Source organism: Amycolatopsis methanolica 239 (assembly GCF_000739085.1).
Lineage (GTDB): Bacteria > Actinomycetota > Actinomycetes > Mycobacteriales > Pseudonocardiaceae > Amycolatopsis_E > Amycolatopsis_E methanolica.
This window is the reverse complement of the sequence record NZ_CP009110.1, coordinates 5,887,537-5,904,929: the sequence shown is the minus strand read 5'-3', so window position 1 is coordinate 5,904,929 and position 17,393 is coordinate 5,887,537. Positions and strand designations below refer to the sequence as shown.

The 17,393-nt window shown below is 70.0% G+C and carries 20 protein-coding genes; 13 read left to right on the top strand and 7 right to left on the bottom strand.

What is annotated here, in order from left to right; translation table 11 throughout:
* Window positions 1-6: 6 nt before the first annotated feature.
* The 6 genes from AMETH_RS28725 to AMETH_RS28700 all read left to right on the top strand — a co-directional run bounded on the left by AMETH_RS28725 (window position 7) and on the right by AMETH_RS28700 (window position 4,831).
* The gene (locus AMETH_RS28725) at window positions 7-498 is read left to right on the top strand and encodes a SigE family RNA polymerase sigma factor (RefSeq protein WP_017984662.1); all 492 of its coding nucleotides are present in this window, start codon (window positions 7-9) and stop codon (window positions 496-498) included.
* Complete coding sequence (locus tag AMETH_RS28720; protein WP_223842961.1) at window positions 495-1,316, top strand: hypothetical protein; 822 nt, start codon at window positions 495-497, stop codon at window positions 1,314-1,316. Before AMETH_RS28725 ends, AMETH_RS28720 begins: the two co-directional genes overlap by 4 nt.
* 292 nt (window positions 1,317-1,608) lie before the next feature.
* A complete protein-coding gene (map, locus tag AMETH_RS28715; RefSeq protein WP_017984660.1) occupies window positions 1,609-2,376 on the top strand; it encodes a type I methionyl aminopeptidase in 768 nt (255 codons plus the stop codon).
* Window positions 2,376-2,870: a GNAT family N-acetyltransferase gene (locus tag AMETH_RS28710; RefSeq protein ID WP_017984659.1), complete on the top strand. Its 495-nt coding sequence runs from the start codon at window positions 2,376-2,378 to the stop codon at window positions 2,868-2,870. The genes map and AMETH_RS28710 overlap by 1 nt, the downstream gene beginning before the upstream one ends.
* A 33-nt stretch (window positions 2,871-2,903) precedes the next feature.
* On the top strand, window positions 2,904-3,737 hold the full coding sequence (locus AMETH_RS28705; RefSeq protein WP_017984658.1) for an SDR family oxidoreductase: 834 nt from the start codon (window positions 2,904-2,906) through the stop codon (window positions 3,735-3,737).
* 53 nt (window positions 3,738-3,790) lie between these two features.
* A complete protein-coding gene (locus AMETH_RS28700) occupies window positions 3,791-4,831 on the top strand; it encodes an alpha/beta fold hydrolase (protein ID WP_026153457.1) in 1,041 nt (346 codons plus the stop codon).
* On the opposite strand, the gene AMETH_RS28695 is transcribed toward AMETH_RS28700, so the two are convergent.
* Together AMETH_RS28695 and AMETH_RS28690 are read right to left on the bottom strand one after the other, a co-directional pair.
* Window positions 4,828-5,217, bottom strand: coding sequence for a VOC family protein (locus tag AMETH_RS28695; RefSeq protein WP_017984656.1), 390 nt, complete (start codon window positions 5,215-5,217; stop codon window positions 4,828-4,830). The genes AMETH_RS28700 and AMETH_RS28695 overlap by 4 nt on opposite strands.
* On the bottom strand, window positions 5,214-5,495 hold the full coding sequence (locus AMETH_RS28690) for an ArsR/SmtB family transcription factor (RefSeq protein WP_017984655.1): 282 nt from the start codon (window positions 5,493-5,495) through the stop codon (window positions 5,214-5,216). The genes AMETH_RS28695 and AMETH_RS28690 overlap by 4 nt, the downstream gene beginning before the upstream one ends.
* Before the next feature lie 237 nt (window positions 5,496-5,732).
* Here AMETH_RS28690 and AMETH_RS28685 point away from each other — a divergent pair, with 237 nt between their 5' ends.
* From AMETH_RS28685 to AMETH_RS39435, 4 genes are all read left to right on the top strand, one after another.
* A complete protein-coding gene (locus AMETH_RS28685) occupies window positions 5,733-6,080 on the top strand; it encodes a hypothetical protein (protein WP_223842960.1) in 348 nt (115 codons plus the stop codon).
* Between the two features lie 126 nt (window positions 6,081-6,206).
* Window positions 6,207-6,779 (top strand): TetR/AcrR family transcriptional regulator, encoded by a 573-nt coding sequence (locus AMETH_RS28680; protein ID WP_017984653.1) that lies wholly within the window; start codon window positions 6,207-6,209, stop codon window positions 6,777-6,779.
* 18 nt (window positions 6,780-6,797) lie between these two features.
* Window positions 6,798-7,172 carry an alpha/beta fold hydrolase gene (locus tag AMETH_RS39440; RefSeq protein WP_209436819.1) on the top strand — a complete coding sequence of 125 codons (375 nt, stop codon included), beginning with the start codon at window positions 6,798-6,800 and terminating at the stop codon, window positions 7,170-7,172.
* Between the two features lie 11 nt (window positions 7,173-7,183).
* The gene (locus AMETH_RS39435; protein WP_209436818.1) at window positions 7,184-7,618 is read left to right on the top strand and encodes a hypothetical protein; all 435 of its coding nucleotides are present in this window, start codon (window positions 7,184-7,186) and stop codon (window positions 7,616-7,618) included.
* On the opposite strand, the gene AMETH_RS28670 is transcribed toward AMETH_RS39435, so the two are convergent.
* From AMETH_RS28670 to AMETH_RS28655, 4 genes are all read right to left on the bottom strand, one after another.
* Window positions 7,567-8,946 (bottom strand): FAD-binding oxidoreductase, encoded by a 1,380-nt coding sequence (locus AMETH_RS28670; protein WP_017984652.1) that lies wholly within the window; start codon window positions 8,944-8,946, stop codon window positions 7,567-7,569. The genes AMETH_RS39435 and AMETH_RS28670 overlap by 52 nt on opposite strands.
* Window positions 8,947-9,063: 117 nt before the next feature.
* Window positions 9,064-10,272 carry an acyl-CoA dehydrogenase family protein gene (locus AMETH_RS28665; protein ID WP_017984651.1) on the bottom strand — a complete coding sequence of 403 codons (1,209 nt, stop codon included), beginning with the start codon at window positions 10,270-10,272 and terminating at the stop codon, window positions 9,064-9,066.
* A gap of 19 nt (window positions 10,273-10,291) precedes the next feature.
* Window positions 10,292-11,590 (bottom strand): acyl-CoA dehydrogenase family protein, encoded by a 1,299-nt coding sequence (locus AMETH_RS28660; RefSeq protein WP_017984650.1) that lies wholly within the window; start codon window positions 11,588-11,590, stop codon window positions 10,292-10,294.
* A gap of 117 nt (window positions 11,591-11,707) precedes the next feature.
* Complete coding sequence (locus AMETH_RS28655) at window positions 11,708-12,211, bottom strand: hypothetical protein (protein WP_017984649.1); 504 nt, start codon at window positions 12,209-12,211, stop codon at window positions 11,708-11,710.
* A gap of 120 nt (window positions 12,212-12,331) precedes the next feature.
* Between AMETH_RS28655 and AMETH_RS38255 the strand changes: the two genes are divergently transcribed.
* Entirely contained in the window at window positions 12,332-12,505 is a 174-nt protein-coding gene (locus AMETH_RS38255; protein WP_017984648.1) for a hypothetical protein, read from the top strand.
* Between the two features lie 131 nt (window positions 12,506-12,636).
* Here AMETH_RS38255 and AMETH_RS28650 read toward each other — a convergent pair whose 3' ends face one another.
* A complete protein-coding gene (locus tag AMETH_RS28650; protein WP_017984647.1) occupies window positions 12,637-13,812 on the bottom strand; it encodes a TetR/AcrR family transcriptional regulator in 1,176 nt (391 codons plus the stop codon).
* Window positions 13,813-13,939: 127 nt separating this feature from the next.
* Here AMETH_RS28650 and AMETH_RS28645 point away from each other — a divergent pair, with 127 nt between their 5' ends.
* Both AMETH_RS28645 and AMETH_RS28640 read left to right on the top strand, forming a co-directional pair.
* Window positions 13,940-15,151, top strand: coding sequence for an acetyl-CoA C-acetyltransferase (locus AMETH_RS28645; RefSeq protein ID WP_017984646.1), 1,212 nt, complete (start codon window positions 13,940-13,942; stop codon window positions 15,149-15,151).
* A 2-nt stretch (window positions 15,152-15,153) separates the two neighbouring features.
* Window positions 15,154-17,316, top strand: coding sequence for a 3-hydroxyacyl-CoA dehydrogenase NAD-binding domain-containing protein (locus AMETH_RS28640; RefSeq protein WP_038533528.1), 2,163 nt, complete (start codon window positions 15,154-15,156; stop codon window positions 17,314-17,316).
* Window positions 17,317-17,393: the final 77 nt, after the last annotated feature.

The window sequence follows — 17,393 nt, the reverse complement described above, 5'->3', positions numbered from 1 at the left end:
GGCGCGGTGGACGAGGATTTCGCGGAGTTCGTGCGGGCGGCATTGCCCGGGCTGCTCCGTTACGGTCACCTGTTGACCGGCAACCCCCACGACGCGGCCGACCTGGTGCAGATCATCCTGGAAAAGATCGGCGTCCGCTGGGGGACGTTGCGGGGTGCGGAGAGCCCGCTGCCGTACGTGAAGCGCGCCATGGCGAACACGCACATCAGCCGGTGGCGCAGCAGGCGGCGGGAGAGCCTGGTCGCCGACATTCCGGAACCGCCCCCCTACACCGCGCCCGACCGGCTCGAAAACGAGCCGTTGTGGCAGGCGCTGGCGGCTTTGCCGCCGCGGCAGCGGACCGTGGTCGTGCTCCGGTACTACGAGGGGCTGTCCGAAGCCGAGATCGCCGATGCGATGCGGATCAGCCCCGGGACGGTGAAGAGCCAGGCCAGCAAGGCGCTGGCCAGCCTGCGCGGGAAGCTGGGGAGCCTGGTGGGGGTGGGTGACGAGTGGTGAACCTCGAGGACGAACTCAGCCGGCTGTTCGAGGATGAGCGCCTCGACGTGCCCGTCCGGCCCGGCGCGGAGCAGCTGGTGGTGGCCGGCGCCCGGCGACGCCGGTACCGGCGCAATTCGGTGGTGGCGACCGGCGGGGCGTTGACGCTGGTCGCGGTCACCGCGGTGGGCATCGCCCTGTCCGGGGTCGGTGGTGGCCGCACGGACACGCTGCCCGCGACGAACCTCCCGGTGACGACGATCGCGACGACGGCAGGCTCGGAAACGGCTTTGCCGCCGGTCGCGACCAGCTCCAGTGCGCCGCCGCCGCAGTCGACGACGGGGGTGTCGAGCGTGCCGAGCGTGACGGGTTCGCAGAGCCCGTCCCACAGCCCGTCGCGGAGTTCCAGCACACCGACCGGATCGGCGCAACGCCCGGCGTCCACCGACCCGACGATCGGCCCCACCGGCTGGGGCAGGCTCGCATTGGGCATGAGCGAGGCGGACGCGGTGGCGACGGACGAGTTCGACATGAGCGAGGGCTACTCGGGCAGCCCGTGCCACAGGTACTGGCTACGCGGCGGCGGAACCCCGGTCGACATATCACCCACCTACGGGGTGGCCCGCATCAACGCGAAGCCCGGCGTCACCACGCCGGAGGGCATCGGAGTCGGCTCGACGGACGCGGAAGTGATGGCGGCGTACCCCAACGCCACGACCGCCAATTACGTCATCACCGCACCAGTGCCGGGAAATCCGAAAGCGGTCTACGTGTTCAACACGGACCCATCACAAAAAATCTTCAGCCTCCGCCTGGAACTAGCAACACACAACTGCTAAAGGACAAAACCGCCACCCGGCAACGCAACGCCACCGACTACCCCCACCAGACCTCCCCCGCCCCCGAGCCACAGCCGATCTTTAGTCGCCGACCAGCTAGGCGACCGAAACACAATCAGGGAGAGGGGGCGGGGGTGGTCGTAAGGTGACCTTTCGGGCGCCGTAAGGCGCGGTTGCGGCCCTGGCTCAAGGTGATCGTCACGTGTCAGGCGACGGGATGACCACCCAGCTACCTTGGGTTTTGGGGCGTGGTGCTATAACGTCCGGTATAACTATACCGGCGAGGTGGCATGTGATCGAACTGAAGAGTCGCGGTGAGCTGGAGGCCATGCGCGCTGCGGGGCGAGTCGTCGCGAAGGTGCTCCGGGCTGTCCGTGAGCACGCCTCCGTCGGGACCAGCCTGCGCGAGCTCGACCAGCTCGCCGCGGACATCCTCAACGACGAGGGCGCCAAGTCGTCCTTCCTGCACTACCACCCGCGTTTCGCGCCGTCGCCCTATCCGGCTGTGCTCTGCACGAGCGTCAACGACGCTGTCGTGCACGGTATCCCGACGGACTACCGCCTCGGCGACGGCGATCTGCTGAGCGTCGACTTCGGAGCGCACGTCGACGGCTGGCACGGGGACGCCGCGGTCAGCTTCGTCGTCGGCAACGGGAACCAGGCCGACCTCGACCTGATCGCCGCCACCGAGCGGGGCATGTGGGCGGGCATCGAGCAGGCCCGCCCCGGGAACAGGATGGGCGACATCGGCCACGCGATCGCCGCGATCGGGCGTCGCGCCGGGTACGGGTTGCTCGCCGACAACGGGGGTCACGGCGTGGGCCGCGCGATGCACGAAGCGCCGCACGTGCCGAACGAAGCCGTCGCGGGCAAGGGGATGCCCCTGCGGGAAGGGCTGGTCATCGCGATCGAGCCGATGTTTCTCGCGGGCGGGCGCGACGACTACCGCTACGCCGACGACGGCTGGACGATCCTGACCAGCGACGGCTCCCGCGCCGCCCACGTCGAGCACACCATCGCCGTCACCGCGGACGGCCCGCTCGTCCTGACGGCGCAGTGATGGAGATCCGCGAGTCCGGCGAGGGCGACCTGCACATCGTCCTGGGGCTGTTCGACGCGGCCGTCGAATGGCTCGTCGCCCGCGGCAGCGCCGGCCAGTGGGGCACCGAACCGTGGTCGGCGGACCCGGCGAAGGTCGAGCGCGTCCGCACGATGCTGCGCGACGGCCGCCCGTTCCTGGCCATTTCGGACGGTGTGCCCGCCGGCGCCCTGATCCTCGACCACCCGCTGCCGTACACGCCGCCGGTCGACGAGCCCGAGGTGTACGTGACGCTGCTGCTGGCCTCCCGCGAGTACCGCGGCGTCGGCGCCAGGCTGCTGGAGTTCGCACGCCAGGACGCGCGCGACCGCGGCATCGGCCTGCTGCGCGTCGACTGCTGGGCCGGTGGCGACGGCAAGCTCGTCCGCTACTACGAGGGCCAGGGGTTCACGCCGACCGAGCGGGTGCGCGTGCGCGACGACGTGTGGGTGCAGATCTTCGAACAGCGAGTGTGACACCTCTGGCGCGAATGTCAGTTACCGGGCAGTATGGCCGGCATGGCAACGTTGCTGGGCAAGGTCATCGTGATCACCGGAGGCGCGCAGGGGATCGGCGCCACCACGGCCGCCGCCCTGGTGCGGCTGGGTGCGAAGGTCGCGATCGGCGACCTCGACCCGGTCCTGGCCGAGAAGACCGCGGGTGAGCTGGGCGGCGACACGCTCGCCCTGCCGCTCGACGTGACCGACCACCGCGGCTTCACCGAGTTCCTGGACGAGGTCGAGCGCCGCCTCGGGCCGATCGACGTCCTGATCAACAACGCCGGCGTCATGCTGCTGTCGCCGCTGGCCGACGAGGACGACGCGGCCACCGCGAAGCAGATCGACGTCAACCTGCGCGCGGTCGTCCACGGCACCCGCGAGGCCGTCCGCCGCATGCGCCCGCGTGGCCGAGGCCACATCGTCAACGTCGCCTCTATGGCGGGCAAGGCCGGGTTCCCCGGCGCGGCGACCTACTGCGCCACCAAGCACGCCGTCGTCGGGCTGTCCGAGGCGGTGCGGCAGGAGCTGCGCGGGTCCGGGGTGGACATCTCGTGCGTGATGCCCGCCGTCGTCCGCACGCACCTCGCCGACGGCCTGCCCGAGACCAGGCTCTTCCCGTCCCTGCGGCCGGAGGACGTCGCGAAGGCGATCGTCGAAACGCTGCAGAAGCCGCGGTTCGACGTGTTCGTCCCGAAATCCCTCGACGTGACCGGTCGCGTCAGCCGCCTGCTGCCGCGCGCGGCGGCGGAGTGGTTCATGCGCGCGATCAGCGCCGACAAGGTGTTCACCCAGGCGCACGCGGGCGCGCGGGCGGAGTACGAAGCAAGGGTGAGGCGGCCTTGAAGTAGCGTCGGTCCGGGGGAAGGATCGGTGCGGAGATCGGAGTTTCGAGGTAGATGGTGGTACCAGCAGTGACCGCGATGGCGGCCAACGCGCTCGGCGTCCTGCGCGGCGGTCTCGCCGACCTGCGTCCGGTTCCGCGCGTGCTGGTCGACCAGGGCCCGAACCGGTCGCTGTACCGGATGACCCCGTCGCCGGACGGTGATCCGGTGCTGCTCGTGCCGCCGCTGGCCGCGCCCGCGCTGTGCTTCGACCTGCGGCGCGGCTGCAGCCTCGCCGAGCATCTGGTCGACCGGGGCCGCCGCACCTACCTCGTGGACTACGGCACCGTCGCGTTCTCCGACCGGCGGCTGGGCATCGAGCACTGGATCGACGAGGTGCTGCCGCGGGCCATCCGCAAGGTCAGCGAGGACTCCGGCGGGCGCGGCGTGCACCTGGTGGCGTGGTGTCTCGGCGGGTTGTTCTCCCTGCTGACCACGGCCGACCGCCCCGACCTGCCGGTGCAGTCGATCACCACGGTCGCCTCGCCGGTCGACTTCACCGCCATCCCGCTGGTCGCGCCGTTCCGGCCGCTGGTGGACATCACCGGCGGCTACCTGCTCACGCCGCTGTACCGGATGCTCGGCGGCGCACCGTCCTATGTGGTCGAACGCGTGTTCTGGGCGACGGGCATCAACAAGCAGCTGACGAAGCCGCTGGCGATCCTGCAGAACCTCGGCGACCGGGACTACCTCGCCCAGATCGAGGCGGTCGACCACTTCATGGACAACATGATCGCCTATCCCGGCCGCACGTTCGGGCAGATGTACCACCGGTTCTTCCGCGCCAACGACCTCGTCGAGGGCGGCCTCGACCTGAACAGCCGGATCATCTCGCTGTCCGGCGTGAAGGTGCCGACGCTGGTGATCGCCGGGCGCAACGACACCATCGCCCCGCGGCGCGCCGTCGAGCGGCTGGTGCCGTTGCTGGAGAACGCGCCGGACGTGCGGTTCGAGACCGCCCCTGGCGGGCACCTCGGCGTGCTGACCGGCCGCCGCGCCAGGGACACCACCTGGCGGCACATCGACACGTTCCTCGGCGACCAGGTGTCCGATTAGGACTTCATCTGGCCGATCTGGATGAGGTTGCCGCAGGTGTCGTCGAACACCGCGGTGATCACGGTGCCCATGTCCGTCGGTTCCTGCGTGAAACGCACGCCGAGGCCACGCATCCGCTCGTACTCCGCCTGCACGTCGGACACGGCGAACATGGTCCACGGGATGCCGTCGGCGACGAGCGCGTCCTTGAACGGCTTCGCCGCCGGGTGTCCGCTCGGCTCCAGCAGCAGTTCGGTGCCCTCCGGGTCCTCCGGCGACACCACGGTCAGCCACCGGTCCGCGCCCATCGGGATGTCGTGCTTCTTCACGAAACCCAGCACGTCGGTGTAGAACCGCAGCGCCTTCTCCTGGTCGTCGACGAGCACGCTCGCCAGGTTGATCCTCATGTCCGTCCCCGCTTCCTGAGCCACCGCTCGACTATCGGTTCGAGCGGTTCCGTGTTGATGTAGTGGAACTTGTACCGGCCTTCACGCCTCGACTCGACCAGACCGGCGGATTCGAGCACGTCGAGGTGCTGCGAAACCGCCTGCCGAGACGAACTGAGCCCGTGGATGGACACCAGCCGGGCGCAGAGTTCGAAGAGCGTTTGCCCGTCCCGGCCGGTCAGTTCGTCGAGGATCGTGCGGCGCGTGGGGTCGGCCAGGGCTTTGAAGACGTCACCCACGCCGGCAACGATAGGCAAGTGAATACTTGCCTGTCAACTTCGCGTTCGGCGAGGAGGACTCTCGCAGGTCTTTCGCTCCGTCGTACACTGCGCCGTCCCGGGCGGTCCGAAGGAGGAGACGCCACCATGAGATCCGGTGCCCCGAACGGCCCCTACGACTGCCCGGGCCGCCCGGCGGGCACGGACATGCCCGGACTGATGAGGGGGGCGCGGGCGCTCCTGTTTGTCATGGGTGGCATGCAGCTCACCGTCGGTGTGCTCGTCGCCGGCCTCTTAGCCGGCGTCATCGCTAACAACGGCGGCAGCATCGCCGATGCCGTCGCAGTCGTCGGTGTGCTGCTGGGCCTGGGTGCGCTGTCGATCGTCCTCGGGACGAAGTTCGCCAGCCGCGGCGGAGGTGTCCGGGTCACCACGATCGTGTACGCCTCGCTGATGATCGTGGCCTGCCTGGGCAGCCTGGGCCTCGGGGACGGCTTCGGTCCTATCTTCACGGGCGGCCCGGTCATCGGCCTCGCTTGCAGCGGCATCATCCTGGCGTCGATGGTCACCGCACAGGCCGGCGCCTGGTTCAACCGCCCACGGTAGGTACTAGAGCGGCACGTGGGTTTCTGTGTGGAGTCGGGCACCCGCATCTGCTTGCCGACGGCCGTGATGTCGGCGTCCTCGTCGGAGGTGGCGGGGTCTGCCGATACCGGGAGGCTGGACTCCTGTGTGCCGCGTGGGAGGATCACGCCGGACGCGCTGGTGTCGGCCGCCGCCGACCTGGCCGACAAGATCGGCTTCGAGAACGTGACGCTGGCGGCGCTCGCGAAGCGGTTCGGCGTCCGCGACGCCAGCCTCTACACCCACATCCGCAGCCTCGCCGACCTGCAGGAACGCGTGGGGTTGCGGGCGCTTTCCGAATGGGCCGAAGCGTTGAGCGCGGCGGTGGCCGGACGCGCCGGCCGCGACGCGCTCACCGCCTTCGCCGACACCTACCGCACCCTGGCGACCGAGCACCCTGGCCGCTACGCCGCCACCCGGCACCCGGTGCCGCCGGAGCGGGCCGCCGAGACGCCGGGCGTCATGCGCATCATCGAGGTCTGCTACGCGCTGCTCCGCGGGTACGACCTGTCCGAACCGGACGCCACCGACGCGGTCCGGTTCCTGCGCAGCACCCTGCACGGCTTCAGCGACCTGGAAGCCACCGGGGCCTTCACCGCCGACCACAGCATCGACGTTTCGTGGCGTCGCGCGGTCGACGCGCTCCACCACACGCTGACCAACTGGACGAAGATCCACTGATCCGGACCGGAGAAGCCCATGCGCCTCACGCTCGACGGCACGCCCATCGACTACCAGGAGCGCGGTGACGGACCGCCGCTGCTGCTCCTGCCCGGCGGCGCCGGTCACGCCGACATCTTCGACGGGCTCGCCGCGCACCTGGCCGATCACTACCGCGTCGCCGCCATGTCCAGCCGCCTGGTGTCGGCGCGGCAGAACGGCGACCAGCACCCGAGGGTCTACGCCGAGGACGCGCTCGGTTTGATCGACGCGCTCTTCGACGAGCCGCCCGCGGTGTTCGGGTTCAGCGCCGGCGCCATCACCACGCTCGACCTGCTCGCCCGCCACCCGGAGCGCGTGCGCCTCGCGGTGGTCCACGAGCCGCCGGTGGCCTGGACGAAGCGGCGCGGCTGATGACCGAGGCCATGACGGCTTCCGAACCCGGCGCGGCGACCCCGGAGTTGCGCCACGTCGGCGACTGGTTGGAGGGCTACGCGGAAACAAGCCCGGAGCCGCCGACTCCGGAACTACTTGAGCTGTTCGCCCGCCTCGGCGAACTCCAGCCACTGTTTCTGGAGCACGTCCTGGTGCCGTTCACGTCCGCGGACGTCGACCTGGCCGCGCTCGCCGCCGCCGGGCCGCCGTTGGTCCCGGTCGCCGGGATCGACTCGCGGGGCCAGCTGCCGTACCGGGCTGCCGCCGCTCTGGCGAGCCGGCTCGGACTACCGCTGACCGAGTTTCCCGGCGGCCACCTCGGGCCGGTCGAACGCCTCACGCAGTTCGCCGCGGCGCTCCGGGCTCTCCTCGGTCAGGCCGGCTTGATGTCGTGCCAGCGGTCGAACACGTTGTCCGGGTCGTAGTCGGCCTTGATGCGTTGCAGGCGCCGGTAGTTCTCCTCGCCGTAACCGGCCACGATGCGGTCGTCGCCCTCGTCGCCGATGAAGTTGAGGTAGACGTCGCCGGACGCCCACGGCCGCATGTCGGCGCGCAGGTTGCGGGCCCACGCGATGGCGCGGTCGTCGTCGGCCGGGTCGGCCCACAGGCCCAGCGGGTGCACGGCCCACTGGTTGTCGCGGTCGAATCCCGGCCAGTCCTGGCCGCGGGTGACAGCGCCGCCCCACGGCAGCAGCGCGTGCTGCGACGGCGACGGCACCACCATGTCCAGTGCGCGTTCGCAGAACCGGTCGAGGGCTTCGTCGGGCAGTTCGCGCAGGTTCTCGTCGGACCAGTAGTTCCGGAAGCCCGCTGGGTCGTCGAGCATGGACTGCAGGCCGGCGTAGGGGACGTCGGTGATGACCTGGCCGGGCGGCGCGGTCGCGAGCAGCGGGCCGATGATGTCGCGCAGCCGGGTTTCCGGGCCGGTGCAGGTGACCAGGACGCCGCAGCAGAGCCGGCCGACGAGGTGTCCGGGCACGAACTCCTCGGGCGGGCCGGTGAGGTAGAGCAGGCCGCCGCCGATCTCGTCCGGCGCGGTGCGCATGAGGTCGCGGTAGACACCGGCGACGGCGCGCCCCTGGTCGCCGGGCCACAGCATCAGAGCCATCGAGAACTCCGGCAGGTCGTGCAGCCGGAAGGTGAGCCGGGTGGCGACGCCGAAGTTTCCTCCGCCGCCGTGCAGGGCCCAGAAGAGGTCGGGGTTCTCCAGCTCGCTCGCCGTGACCTCGCGGCCGTCGGCGGTGACGAGGTCGACGGAGAGCAGGTTGTCGCAGGCGAGGCCGAACTTGCGCTCGATCCAGCCGGAGCCGCCGCCGAGCGTCAGACCGGCCACCCCGGTGGTCGACACGCGGCCGCCGGTGGTGGCCAGGCCGTGCGGCTGGCAGGCTTTGTCGAAGTCGCCCCAGGTGGCGCCACCGCTCGCCGTCGCGGTCATCGCGTCGGCGTCGACGGTGACGGCGTTGAGGCGGCGCAGGTCGATGACGAGACCGTCCTCGACAAGACACGCCCCGGCGACGCTGTGACCCCCACCCCGCACGGCGACCGGAAGGGCGTTGTCCCGGGCGAACCGCAGCGCCGCCGTGATGTCCCGGACGGTCCCGCACTGGGCGATGACCTGTGGGCGGGCGGTGATCATTGCGTTGAAGACGCCGCGGACGGTCTCGTAGTCGCCGTCCTCCGGCGTGACGATCCGGCCGTCGAAGCCGTCACGGAACCTTTCCACCGAGGCGGGCTGGACGAGGTAACCAGTCATCTTCGGGCCTCCCTTCGGGATAGTAGGGAGAGTCGCACCCGGGAGGACCGCGTTACAGACCGCGCCGAACGGCAACCGCCCGGCCTCGCGGATGCAGAGACCGGGCGGTGTCACAAGCTACTTGAGCTCAGCACTCGTCTTCCCCAGCAACCGCCGCGCCACGATCAGCTGCTGGATCTGCTGCGTGCCTTCGAAGATGTCCAGGATCTTCGAGTCCCGCGCCCACTTTTCGAGCAGCATCTCTTCCGTGTAGCCGAGCGTGCCGATCAGCTCGACGCACTTCAGCGTGATGGCGACGACCGACCGGCCGGCCTTCGCCTTCGCCATGGATGCTTGCAGCGAGTTCGGCTTGCGGTTGTCGGCCATCCAGGCCGACTCCAGCGTCAGCAGGTACGCCGCTTCGTAGTCGGCTTCAAGTTCCAGGTACGTGGCCGCCGCGGCGTGCTGGTGGTGCGCCGGGCGGTCGTAATCAACCACGACACCTGCCTCGGCCAGGATCTTCGCCGTCTCCTCCAGCGCGGCCCGCGCCAGGCCGACCGCCATCGCCGCGACCAGGGGGCGCGTGTTGTCGAAGGTCTGCATGACCCCCGCGAACCCCTTGGACGTGTTGATCTCCGGCGAGCCGAGCAGGTTTTCCTTCGGCACGCGGCAGTTGTCGAACCGCAGCACCGCCGTGTCCGACGCGCGGATTCCGAGCTTGTGCTCCAGCCGCACGACTTCGAAGCCCGGCGTGCCCTTCTCGACCACGAACGACTTGATCGCCGCCCGGCCGAGCGACTTGTCCAAAGTGGCCCAGACGACCACGGCGTCCGCGCGGTCACCGGAGGTGACGAAGATCTTCTCGCCGTTGAGGATGTAGCTGTCGCCGTCCTCGGTGGCGGTCGTGGTGATGTTCGCGGAGTCCGAACCGGTGCCCGGCTCCGTGATCGCCATCGCGGCCCACACCTTCGCGAACCGCTTCAGCTGCTCGTCGTTCGCCACCGAAGCGATCGCGGCGTTGCCGAGACCCTGCCGCGGCATCGACAGCAGCAGACCCACGTCGCCCCAGCACATTTCGATCGTGCCGAGCACCGTCGCCAGGTTGCCGCCGTTGCGGTTCCCGGTCGCCTTCTCCTTCTCGTTGCGCCGCACGCCGGCCGCGCCCGCGCCGCCCTCGCCGGAGGAGTTCAGCCCGTCCAGCACCGCGGCGAACATGTCCAGCTCGACCGGGTATTCGTGCTCGGCGCGGTCGTACTTGCGCGAGATCGGCCGCAGCACTTCCGACGCCGCCTGGTACGCCTGGTTGATCAGCGCCCGGGCCTTCTTCGGGGTTTCCAGATTGATCATGATGCCCTTCCCAGGCTTGTCAGAGGAGGACGACGCCCTCGAGCACACCGATCGCACGCAGGTCGCGGTACCACCGCTCCACCGGGTGCTCCTTCACGAACCCGTGCCCGCCCAGCAGCTGCACCCCGGCGCTGCCGATGCGCATGCCCTTGTCCGCCGCGAGCTTGCGGGCCAGCGCGACCTCGCGGGCGAACGGCTTGCCCTGCTCGGCCCGCGCGGCGGCGCGCAGCATGACCAGGCGCATGCCCTCCAGCTCGATCGCGATGTCCGCCACCGAGAACGCGACCGCCTGACGGTGGCTGATCGGCTCACCGAACGCGGTGCGCTCGTTCACGTACGGGATCACGTAGTCCAGCACGGCTTTCGCGGTGCCGGTGGCCAGCGCGGCCCAGCCGAGGCGGGACAGCCGCACGGCCTCGGTGAACACGTCCGGCGAACCGCCGCCGAGCAGCGCGCCCGCGGGCAGCGACACCTTCTCCAGGTGCAGTTTGCCGGTCGCCGCGCCCCGCAGGCCCATCGCCGGGTCGGCCTCGATCGACACGCCCTTGGTCGACGACTCGACGAGGAACAGCGCCGGGCCGCGCCCTTCGAGGTCGGCGGACACGACGAACAACTCCGCCTGGCCCGCGCGGGGGACCAGGGACTTCACGCCGTCCAGCTGGTAGCCGCCGGGGGTGCGGCGGGCCTTGGTGGCGGGCTTGAACGGGTCGAACAGCGGCTTGGACTCCAGCAGGGCCAGCGCCGCGGCAGGCACGTTCTCGCCGACGAACTCAGGCAGGTAGTCGGCCTGCTGCTGGGCGTCGCCCCACAGGACGAGCGCGTTGCTGACCGCGGACGGCGCGAGCACCGCGACGGCAAGGCCGAGGTCGCCGTGGGCGAGTGCCTCGGCGACCAGCGCGTTGGTGACGACCGAGCGCTCCGCGCCCGCGCCGCCCAGCTCCTCCGGGATGCCGATGAGCGTCACGCCGAGCTCGGCGGCCCTGGTGAGCAGGCCGTCCGGCGGGCTGAGCTTCTCATCCGCCTCGGCGGCCGCGGGACGCAGCTGCTCGGCCGCGAACTCGCTCACCGTCTCGACGATCATCTGCTGGTCTTCGGACGGCGTGAGGTCGAACAGGCCCTTGTCCTCGGCCGGTGCCGGGCGGGTCGCGTCGCCGCCCCGCTTGCGCGACGAGGAGAACGTCCGGCTGGCCGCGCCGGCGACCTTGAAACCGCTCCTCGTCGCCGCCGAAACCAGGTTCTGAACCGGCTCGCGCAACCCGCTGCGTTCCAGCGTCCTGCTGCCCGCGAGCCGGGAGAGGGCGGCCAGGCCGAGGCCCATCACGTCCCGCTTCCGGCCGCTGTTCTCCCTGAGCGCTGCCACGTCGCACTCCCATCGCCGTTACCTACTCGCGAGTAGGTTAACGCATGGGGGCGGGTGAACGCCAGTCGCCCGCCGTCAGGGGCGCCAGGTCGGGATGACGGGCAACGGGGGCCGCAGCGAGCTGGGCGGCGGACCGGCGCCCCCGGACACGAGCCGGAGCACGGCCGTGCCGTCCCGCACGTCGACGACCTGCATCGCGAGAACCCCGTCGACCGGCTCCGGCTTCGCGGGTTCGCCGCTGCTGCAGCGCGAGCCGGAGCCGTTTTCGTAGAGGGTGGAGACGCAGCCGGGGGTGAGGATGCCGCTGCCGTCGCCGGTGGAGAACTCGATGCCCTCGGCGGTGACCGCGCGGACGGAGATCCGGTCGACCCCGCCCTGCCCGGTGAGCGCGATGTCGACCGGCTCGCTCACCAGGACCTCGCACGTGCCGTCCAGGCAGGCGCCGTAATCCCGCCCATCGGCGGCGGTGACAGCCGGCGGCGCGGACGAGGTGGTGGCCGGTGCCCGGGTTTCGGTGGGCTCGCTGTCGTTGGTGCACGCGGCCAGCGGAAGGAGGAGGAACAGGAGGGCGCGCTTCACTGTGGTGACCGTAGCGGTGGGGTGCCGGTTTCGGGGTGAGTTGGCAAGTTTCGGCCAGGTGCGTCCGGGTGCGCTGTACCGCGGTGAGCGACGTGTTACTCGAGGGCGAAGTGGGCGAAAGTGGCGAACCTGTCCAATCAGTGGCCGCAGGCGCTGGAGGTGGCGATGCGCAACTGTGACGCCGCCGATGAAGCCGCGACGCAGTATCTCGGGCGCTCCGATCTGCTGCGTTCGCTCGATGCCTGCATCGTGCTCGACCAGCTGCTCGCCGGTCAGGGGCTTCCGACCCGGTGAGCGAAAGACTTCAGGTGGGACCTCCAGCGGACGGGATGTGCGAGATCGGCCTCGCGGTCGGCGAGCATGCGCGGACCCTGGTCATCGCCTCGATCTCGCGGTCCGATGTTCGAACCCCTGCTGCCCAAGCCCTAATCCAGGTCCAGCACCGCCGCCATCAGGACTCGCAGCTCGGCCGCCAGCCCGGGGCGCGAGTTGACCCGCCGGGTGCGGGACAGGTCGTTCGCGACCGTCAGCGCCGCGTGCACCGTGATCTTCGCTTCGCGCGGGTTCAGCGCCGGCTGCGCCGCGCCCAGCAGGCTCACCCACTGCGCCACGTAGTCCCGCTGGATGCGCAGCAGCTCGGGGCCCTCGTCCTCCGCGTAGTTGACCGCGTCCGCCGAGAACGACACCGCCAGCTCCGCCGAACCGGTCAGCACCCGCACGTATGACTCGATCAGCCCGCGCAACGCCTCCGTCTCATCGGCGCTGCTCAGGCGCACCCGTTCGGCGTCCAGCAGCAACCGGTCGCCCGCCCGCCGCGCGATCGCCCCCAGCAGCGCCGCCTTGCTCGAAAAGTGCCGGTACACGCTCGGGCCCGCGATGCCGGCCGCCGCGCCGATGTCCTCCATGCTCACCGCGTGGAAACCCTTGCGGTGGAACAGCTCCGCGGCCGCCGACAGGATCTGCTCCCGCCGGGACGGCACCCCGACACCGGCCGGGGCGAGCGCGGGCTCCGGAACAGCGTCCGGCAGCCGCACGTGCAGCACCCGCCGCGCCAGCTCCGCCAGCAACTCGGCGAACCGCTTCCGCGCCACGGACGTCCGGTGCACCGAAACGCTGCCGAACACGCTCATCGCCGCCCAGCACAGCAGCTCCGCGTCCGCAGGCCCCAGGTCGGCGCGCAGGTTCATGAGCTCCTTGGCCCAGGTCGACAGCAGCGCCGTGGACCGCCGGGCGATCTCGCGCTGGTCCTCCGGCGAAAGGTGCCGCCCCTCCCACCGCCACAGCGCCGCCACGTCGCGCCGCTCCACCGACGCCTCCGCGATGCCCCGCAACAGCCGCTCCACCTGCGCGCCGTCCGGCCGCCGCAGGCTCGACAACGCGGCCGCGGTCGCGTCCTCCATCTCCCGCACCCCGCCGAGCAGCACGTACGCGAGGATCGCCTGCTTGTCCGCGAAGTGCCGGTACAGGGCGGGCCCGGTGATGCCGGCCGCCGCGGCGATGTCGTTGATGCCGACGCCGTGGTAGCCGCGGGCGCGGAACAGCTCGGCGGCGAGGCCGGCCAGCTGGCTCTTGCGGTCGGGGCGACGGGAGGTGCTCGACATGGTGATCCCACTCTAGCCGGAGTGAGGCCCCCTGCAAACGGTTGACACCAGGGGATTCAGGCAGAGTATGTTAGTGGCAATTAGCGTCAGACCCAGACGGATGCAGTAAGCAGGAAGGACCGTCGGTGTGAGCAACGAGGCATACATCTACGAGGCGATCCGGACGCCCCGTGGCAAGAACAAGGGTGGATCCCTGCACGGGGTGAAGCCGATCGACCTCGTGACCGGACTGATTCACGAACTCCAGGCGCGGCACCCCGGCCTGGACCCGGCCGCGATCAACGACATCATCCTCGGCGTCGTCTCGCCGGTCGGTGACCAGGGCGCCGACATCGCGCGCGCCGCGGCGATGGCCGCAGGCCTGCCCGACACCGTCGCCGGTGTGCAGCTCAACCGCTTCTGCTCCTCGGGTCTCGAGGCCGTCAACCAGGCCGCCGCCCGGGTGCGCTCCGGCTGGGAGAACCTGATCATCGCCGGTGGCGTCGAGTCGATGTCGCGGGTGCCGATGGGCTCCGACGGCGGCCCGATGTTCACCGACCCGGCCACGAACTACGACACGTACTTCGTGCCGCAGGGCATCGGCGCGGATTTGATCGCCACCATCGAGGGCTTCAGCCGCGAGGACGTCGACCGGTTCGCGGTCCGCTCGCAGGAGAAGGCCGAGGCGGCCTGGTCCGGCGGCTACTTCGCGAAGTCGGTCGTGCCGGTCAAGGACATCAACGGCGTCACGATCCTCGACCACGACGAGCACCGCCGCCCCGGGACCACGCTGGAGAGCCTGGCCAAGCTCAAGCCCGCCTTCGAGACCATCGGCGAGTTCGGTGGTTTCGACGCGGTGGCGCTGCAGAAGTACCACTCGGTCGAGAAGATCAACCACGTCCACACCGGTGGCAACTCCTCGGGCATCGTCGACGGTGCCGCGCTGGTGCTGCTCGGCAACGAGCAGGTCGGCAAGGACCTGGGCCTGACCCCGCGCGCCCGCATCGTGGCGGCCGCGATCACCGGGGCCGACCCGACGATCATGCTGACCGGCCCCACCCCGGCCACGAAGAAGGTCCTCGACATCGCCGGCCTGACGGTCGACGACATCGACCTGTTCGAGCTGAACGAGGCGTTCGCCTCCGTCGTGCTGAAGTGGATGAAGGACCTGAAGCTGCCGGACGAGAAGGTCAACGTCAACGGCGGGGCGATCGCGATGGGCCACCCGCTCGGCGCGACCGGTGCCATGATCCTCGGCACCATGGTCGACGAGTTGGAGCGGCGCCAGGCGCGGCGCGCGCTGCTGTCGCTGTGCATCGGCGGCGGAATGGGTATCGCGACGATCATCGAGCGGGTGTGATCATGACCAACACTATTCGCTGGGACCAGGACTCCGACGGCATCGTCGTGCTCACCCTGGACGACCCCAACCAGTCGGCGAACACGATGAACGCCGACTTCCGCGAGTCCTTCAAGAACACGGTCGAGCGGCTGGAGTCCGAAAAGGACTCGATCACCGGTGTCGTGATCACCTCGGCGAAGAAGACCTTCTTCGCGGGTGGTGACCTGCGCGACCTGATCCAGGCCACGCCGGAGCACGCGGCCGAGATCACCGAGAGCACCAACGCCATGAAGGCCCAGCTGCGGAAGCTGGAGACCCTTGGCAAGCCGGTCGTGGCCGCCATCAACGGTGCCGCGCTCGGCGGTGGCCTGGAGATCGCGCTGGCCACGCACCACCGGATCGTCGCGGACGTGCCGGGCACCGTCATCGGCCTGCCCGAGGTGACGCTGGGCCTGCTGCCCGGCGGCGGTGGCGTGGCGCGCACCGTGCGGCTGCTTGGTATCCAGAGCGCCGTGCTGAACGTGCTGGTGCAGGGCCAGCGGCACAAGCCGGCGAAGGCGCTGGAGCTGGGCCTCGTGCACGAGGTCGTGTCCAGTGTGGACGAGCTGCTGCCGAAGGCCAAGGAGTGGGTGAAGGCCAACCCCGAGGCGCAGCAGCCGTGGGACGTCAAGGGCTACAAGATGCCCGGCGGTTCCCCGTCGAACCCGAAGTTCGCGGCGAACCTGCCCGCGTTCCCGGCGAACCTGCGCAAGCAGCTCAAGGGCGCCCCGATGCCCGCACCGCGCGCCATCCTGGCCGCCGCGGTCGAGGGCGCGCAGGTCGACATCGAGACCGCGACGCAGATCGAGACCCGGTACTTCGTCAGCCTGGTCACCGGTCAGGTCGCGAAGAACATGACGAAGGCGTTCTTCTTCGACCTGCAGCACATCAACTCCGGCGGCTCGCGGCCGGACGGGTACGAGAAGTACCAGGCGCAGAAGGTCGGCGTGCTCGGCGCGGGCATGATGGGCGCCGCGATCGCCTACGTGTCGGCGAAGGCCGGTATCGAGGTCGTGCTCAAGGACGTCTCGCTGGAGGCGGCCGAGAAGGGCAAGGGCTACGCGGTCAAGCTCGAAGAGAAGGCGCTGTCCCGGGGCAAGACCACGAAGGAGAAGTCGGACGCGCTGCTGGCGCGCATCAAGCCGACGGCCGACCCGGCGGACTTCGCCGGGGTGGACTTCGTGATCGAGGCCGTGTTCGAGAGCCAGGAGCTCAAGCACAAGGTCTTCGGCGAGATCGAGAACATCGTCAACCCGGACGCCGTGCTCGGGTCGAACACCTCCACGCTGCCCATCACCGGCCTCGCGCAGGGCGTGCAGCGGCAGGAGGACTTCATCGGCATCCACTTCTTCTCGCCGGTCGACAAGATGCCGCTGGTTGAGATCATCCGCGGGGAGAAGACCTCGGACGCCACCCTGGCGAAGGTCTTCGACTACACCTTGCAGATCAAGAAGACGCCGATCGTGGTCAACGACAGCCGCGGCTTCTTCACCAGCCGGGTGATCGGCACGTTCATCAACGAGGCGGTCGCCGCGCTCGGCGAAGGTGTCGAGCCGGCGTCGATCGAGCAGGCCGGTTCGCAGGCAGGCTACCCGGCGCCGCCGCTGCAGCTGATGGACGAGCTGACGCTGACCCTGCCGCGGAAGATCCGCGAGGAGACCAAGTCGGCGATCGAGGCGGCCGGCGGCACCTGGAAGGCGCACGCCTCCGAGGCGGTCATCGACCGGATGATCGACGAGTTTGACCGGAAGGGCCGGTCGTCTGGTGCGGGCTTCTACGAGTACGACGAGAACGGCAAGCGCGTCGGACTGTGGCCCGGTCTGCGCGAGGCGTTCAAGTCCGGCAGCGGCAACGTGCCGTTCAAGGACCTGCAGGAGCGCATGCTGTTCGCCGAGGCGCTGGAGACGGTCCGCTGCTTCGACGAGGGCGTGCTGACGTCGGTGCAGGACGCCAACATCGGCTCGATCTTCGGCATCGGTTTCCCGGCGTGGACCGGCGGTGTCATCCAGTACATCAACCAGTACGAGGGCGGCCTGCCCGGTTTCGTGGCAAGGGCGAAGGAGCTGGCCGAGAAGTACGGTGAGCACTTCCAGCCGCCGGAGTCGCTGGTGAAGAAGGCCGAAGCCGGCGAAAGGTTCGAATAACAAGAACAGAAAGGCGCCCTTCCCGACAACCCGGGGAGGGCGCCTTTTTTCTTTGCAACGAACCGCCGCCCGGCAAC

Bases quoted from the DNA above. Each gene is read 5' to 3' on its own strand.
- AMETH_RS28710 (WP_017984659.1), top strand. From the start codon at position 2,376: ATGGAGATCCGCGAGTCCGGCGAGGGCGACCTGCACATCGTCCTGGGG.
- AMETH_RS28705 (WP_017984658.1), top strand. From the start codon at position 2,904: ATGGCCGGCATGGCAACGTTGCTGGGCAAGGTCATCGTGATCACCGGA.
- AMETH_RS28700 (WP_026153457.1), top strand. From the start codon at position 3,791: ATGGTGGTACCAGCAGTGACCGCGATGGCGGCCAACGCGCTCGGCGTC.
- AMETH_RS28695 (WP_017984656.1), bottom strand. From the start codon at position 5,217: ATGAGGATCAACCTGGCGAGCGTGCTCGTCGACGACCAGGAGAAGGCG.
- AMETH_RS28685 (WP_223842960.1), top strand. From the start codon at position 5,733: ATGCAGCTCACCGTCGGTGTGCTCGTCGCCGGCCTCTTAGCCGGCGTC.
- AMETH_RS39440 (WP_209436819.1), top strand. From the start codon at position 6,798: ATGCGCCTCACGCTCGACGGCACGCCCATCGACTACCAGGAGCGCGGT.
- AMETH_RS39435 (WP_209436818.1), top strand. From the start codon at position 7,184: ATGACGGCTTCCGAACCCGGCGCGGCGACCCCGGAGTTGCGCCACGTC.
- AMETH_RS28670 (WP_017984652.1), bottom strand. From the start codon at position 8,946: ATGACTGGTTACCTCGTCCAGCCCGCCTCGGTGGAAAGGTTCCGTGAC.
- AMETH_RS28665 (WP_017984651.1), bottom strand. From the start codon at position 10,272: ATGATCAATCTGGAAACCCCGAAGAAGGCCCGGGCGCTGATCAACCAG.
- AMETH_RS28660 (WP_017984650.1), bottom strand. From the start codon at position 11,590: ATGGGCCTCGGCCTGGCCGCCCTCTCCCGGCTCGCGGGCAGCAGGACG.
- AMETH_RS28650 (WP_017984647.1), bottom strand. From the start codon at position 13,812: ATGTCGAGCACCTCCCGTCGCCCCGACCGCAAGAGCCAGCTGGCCGGC.
- AMETH_RS28640 (WP_038533528.1), top strand. From the start codon at position 15,154: ATGACCAACACTATTCGCTGGGACCAGGACTCCGACGGCATCGTCGTG.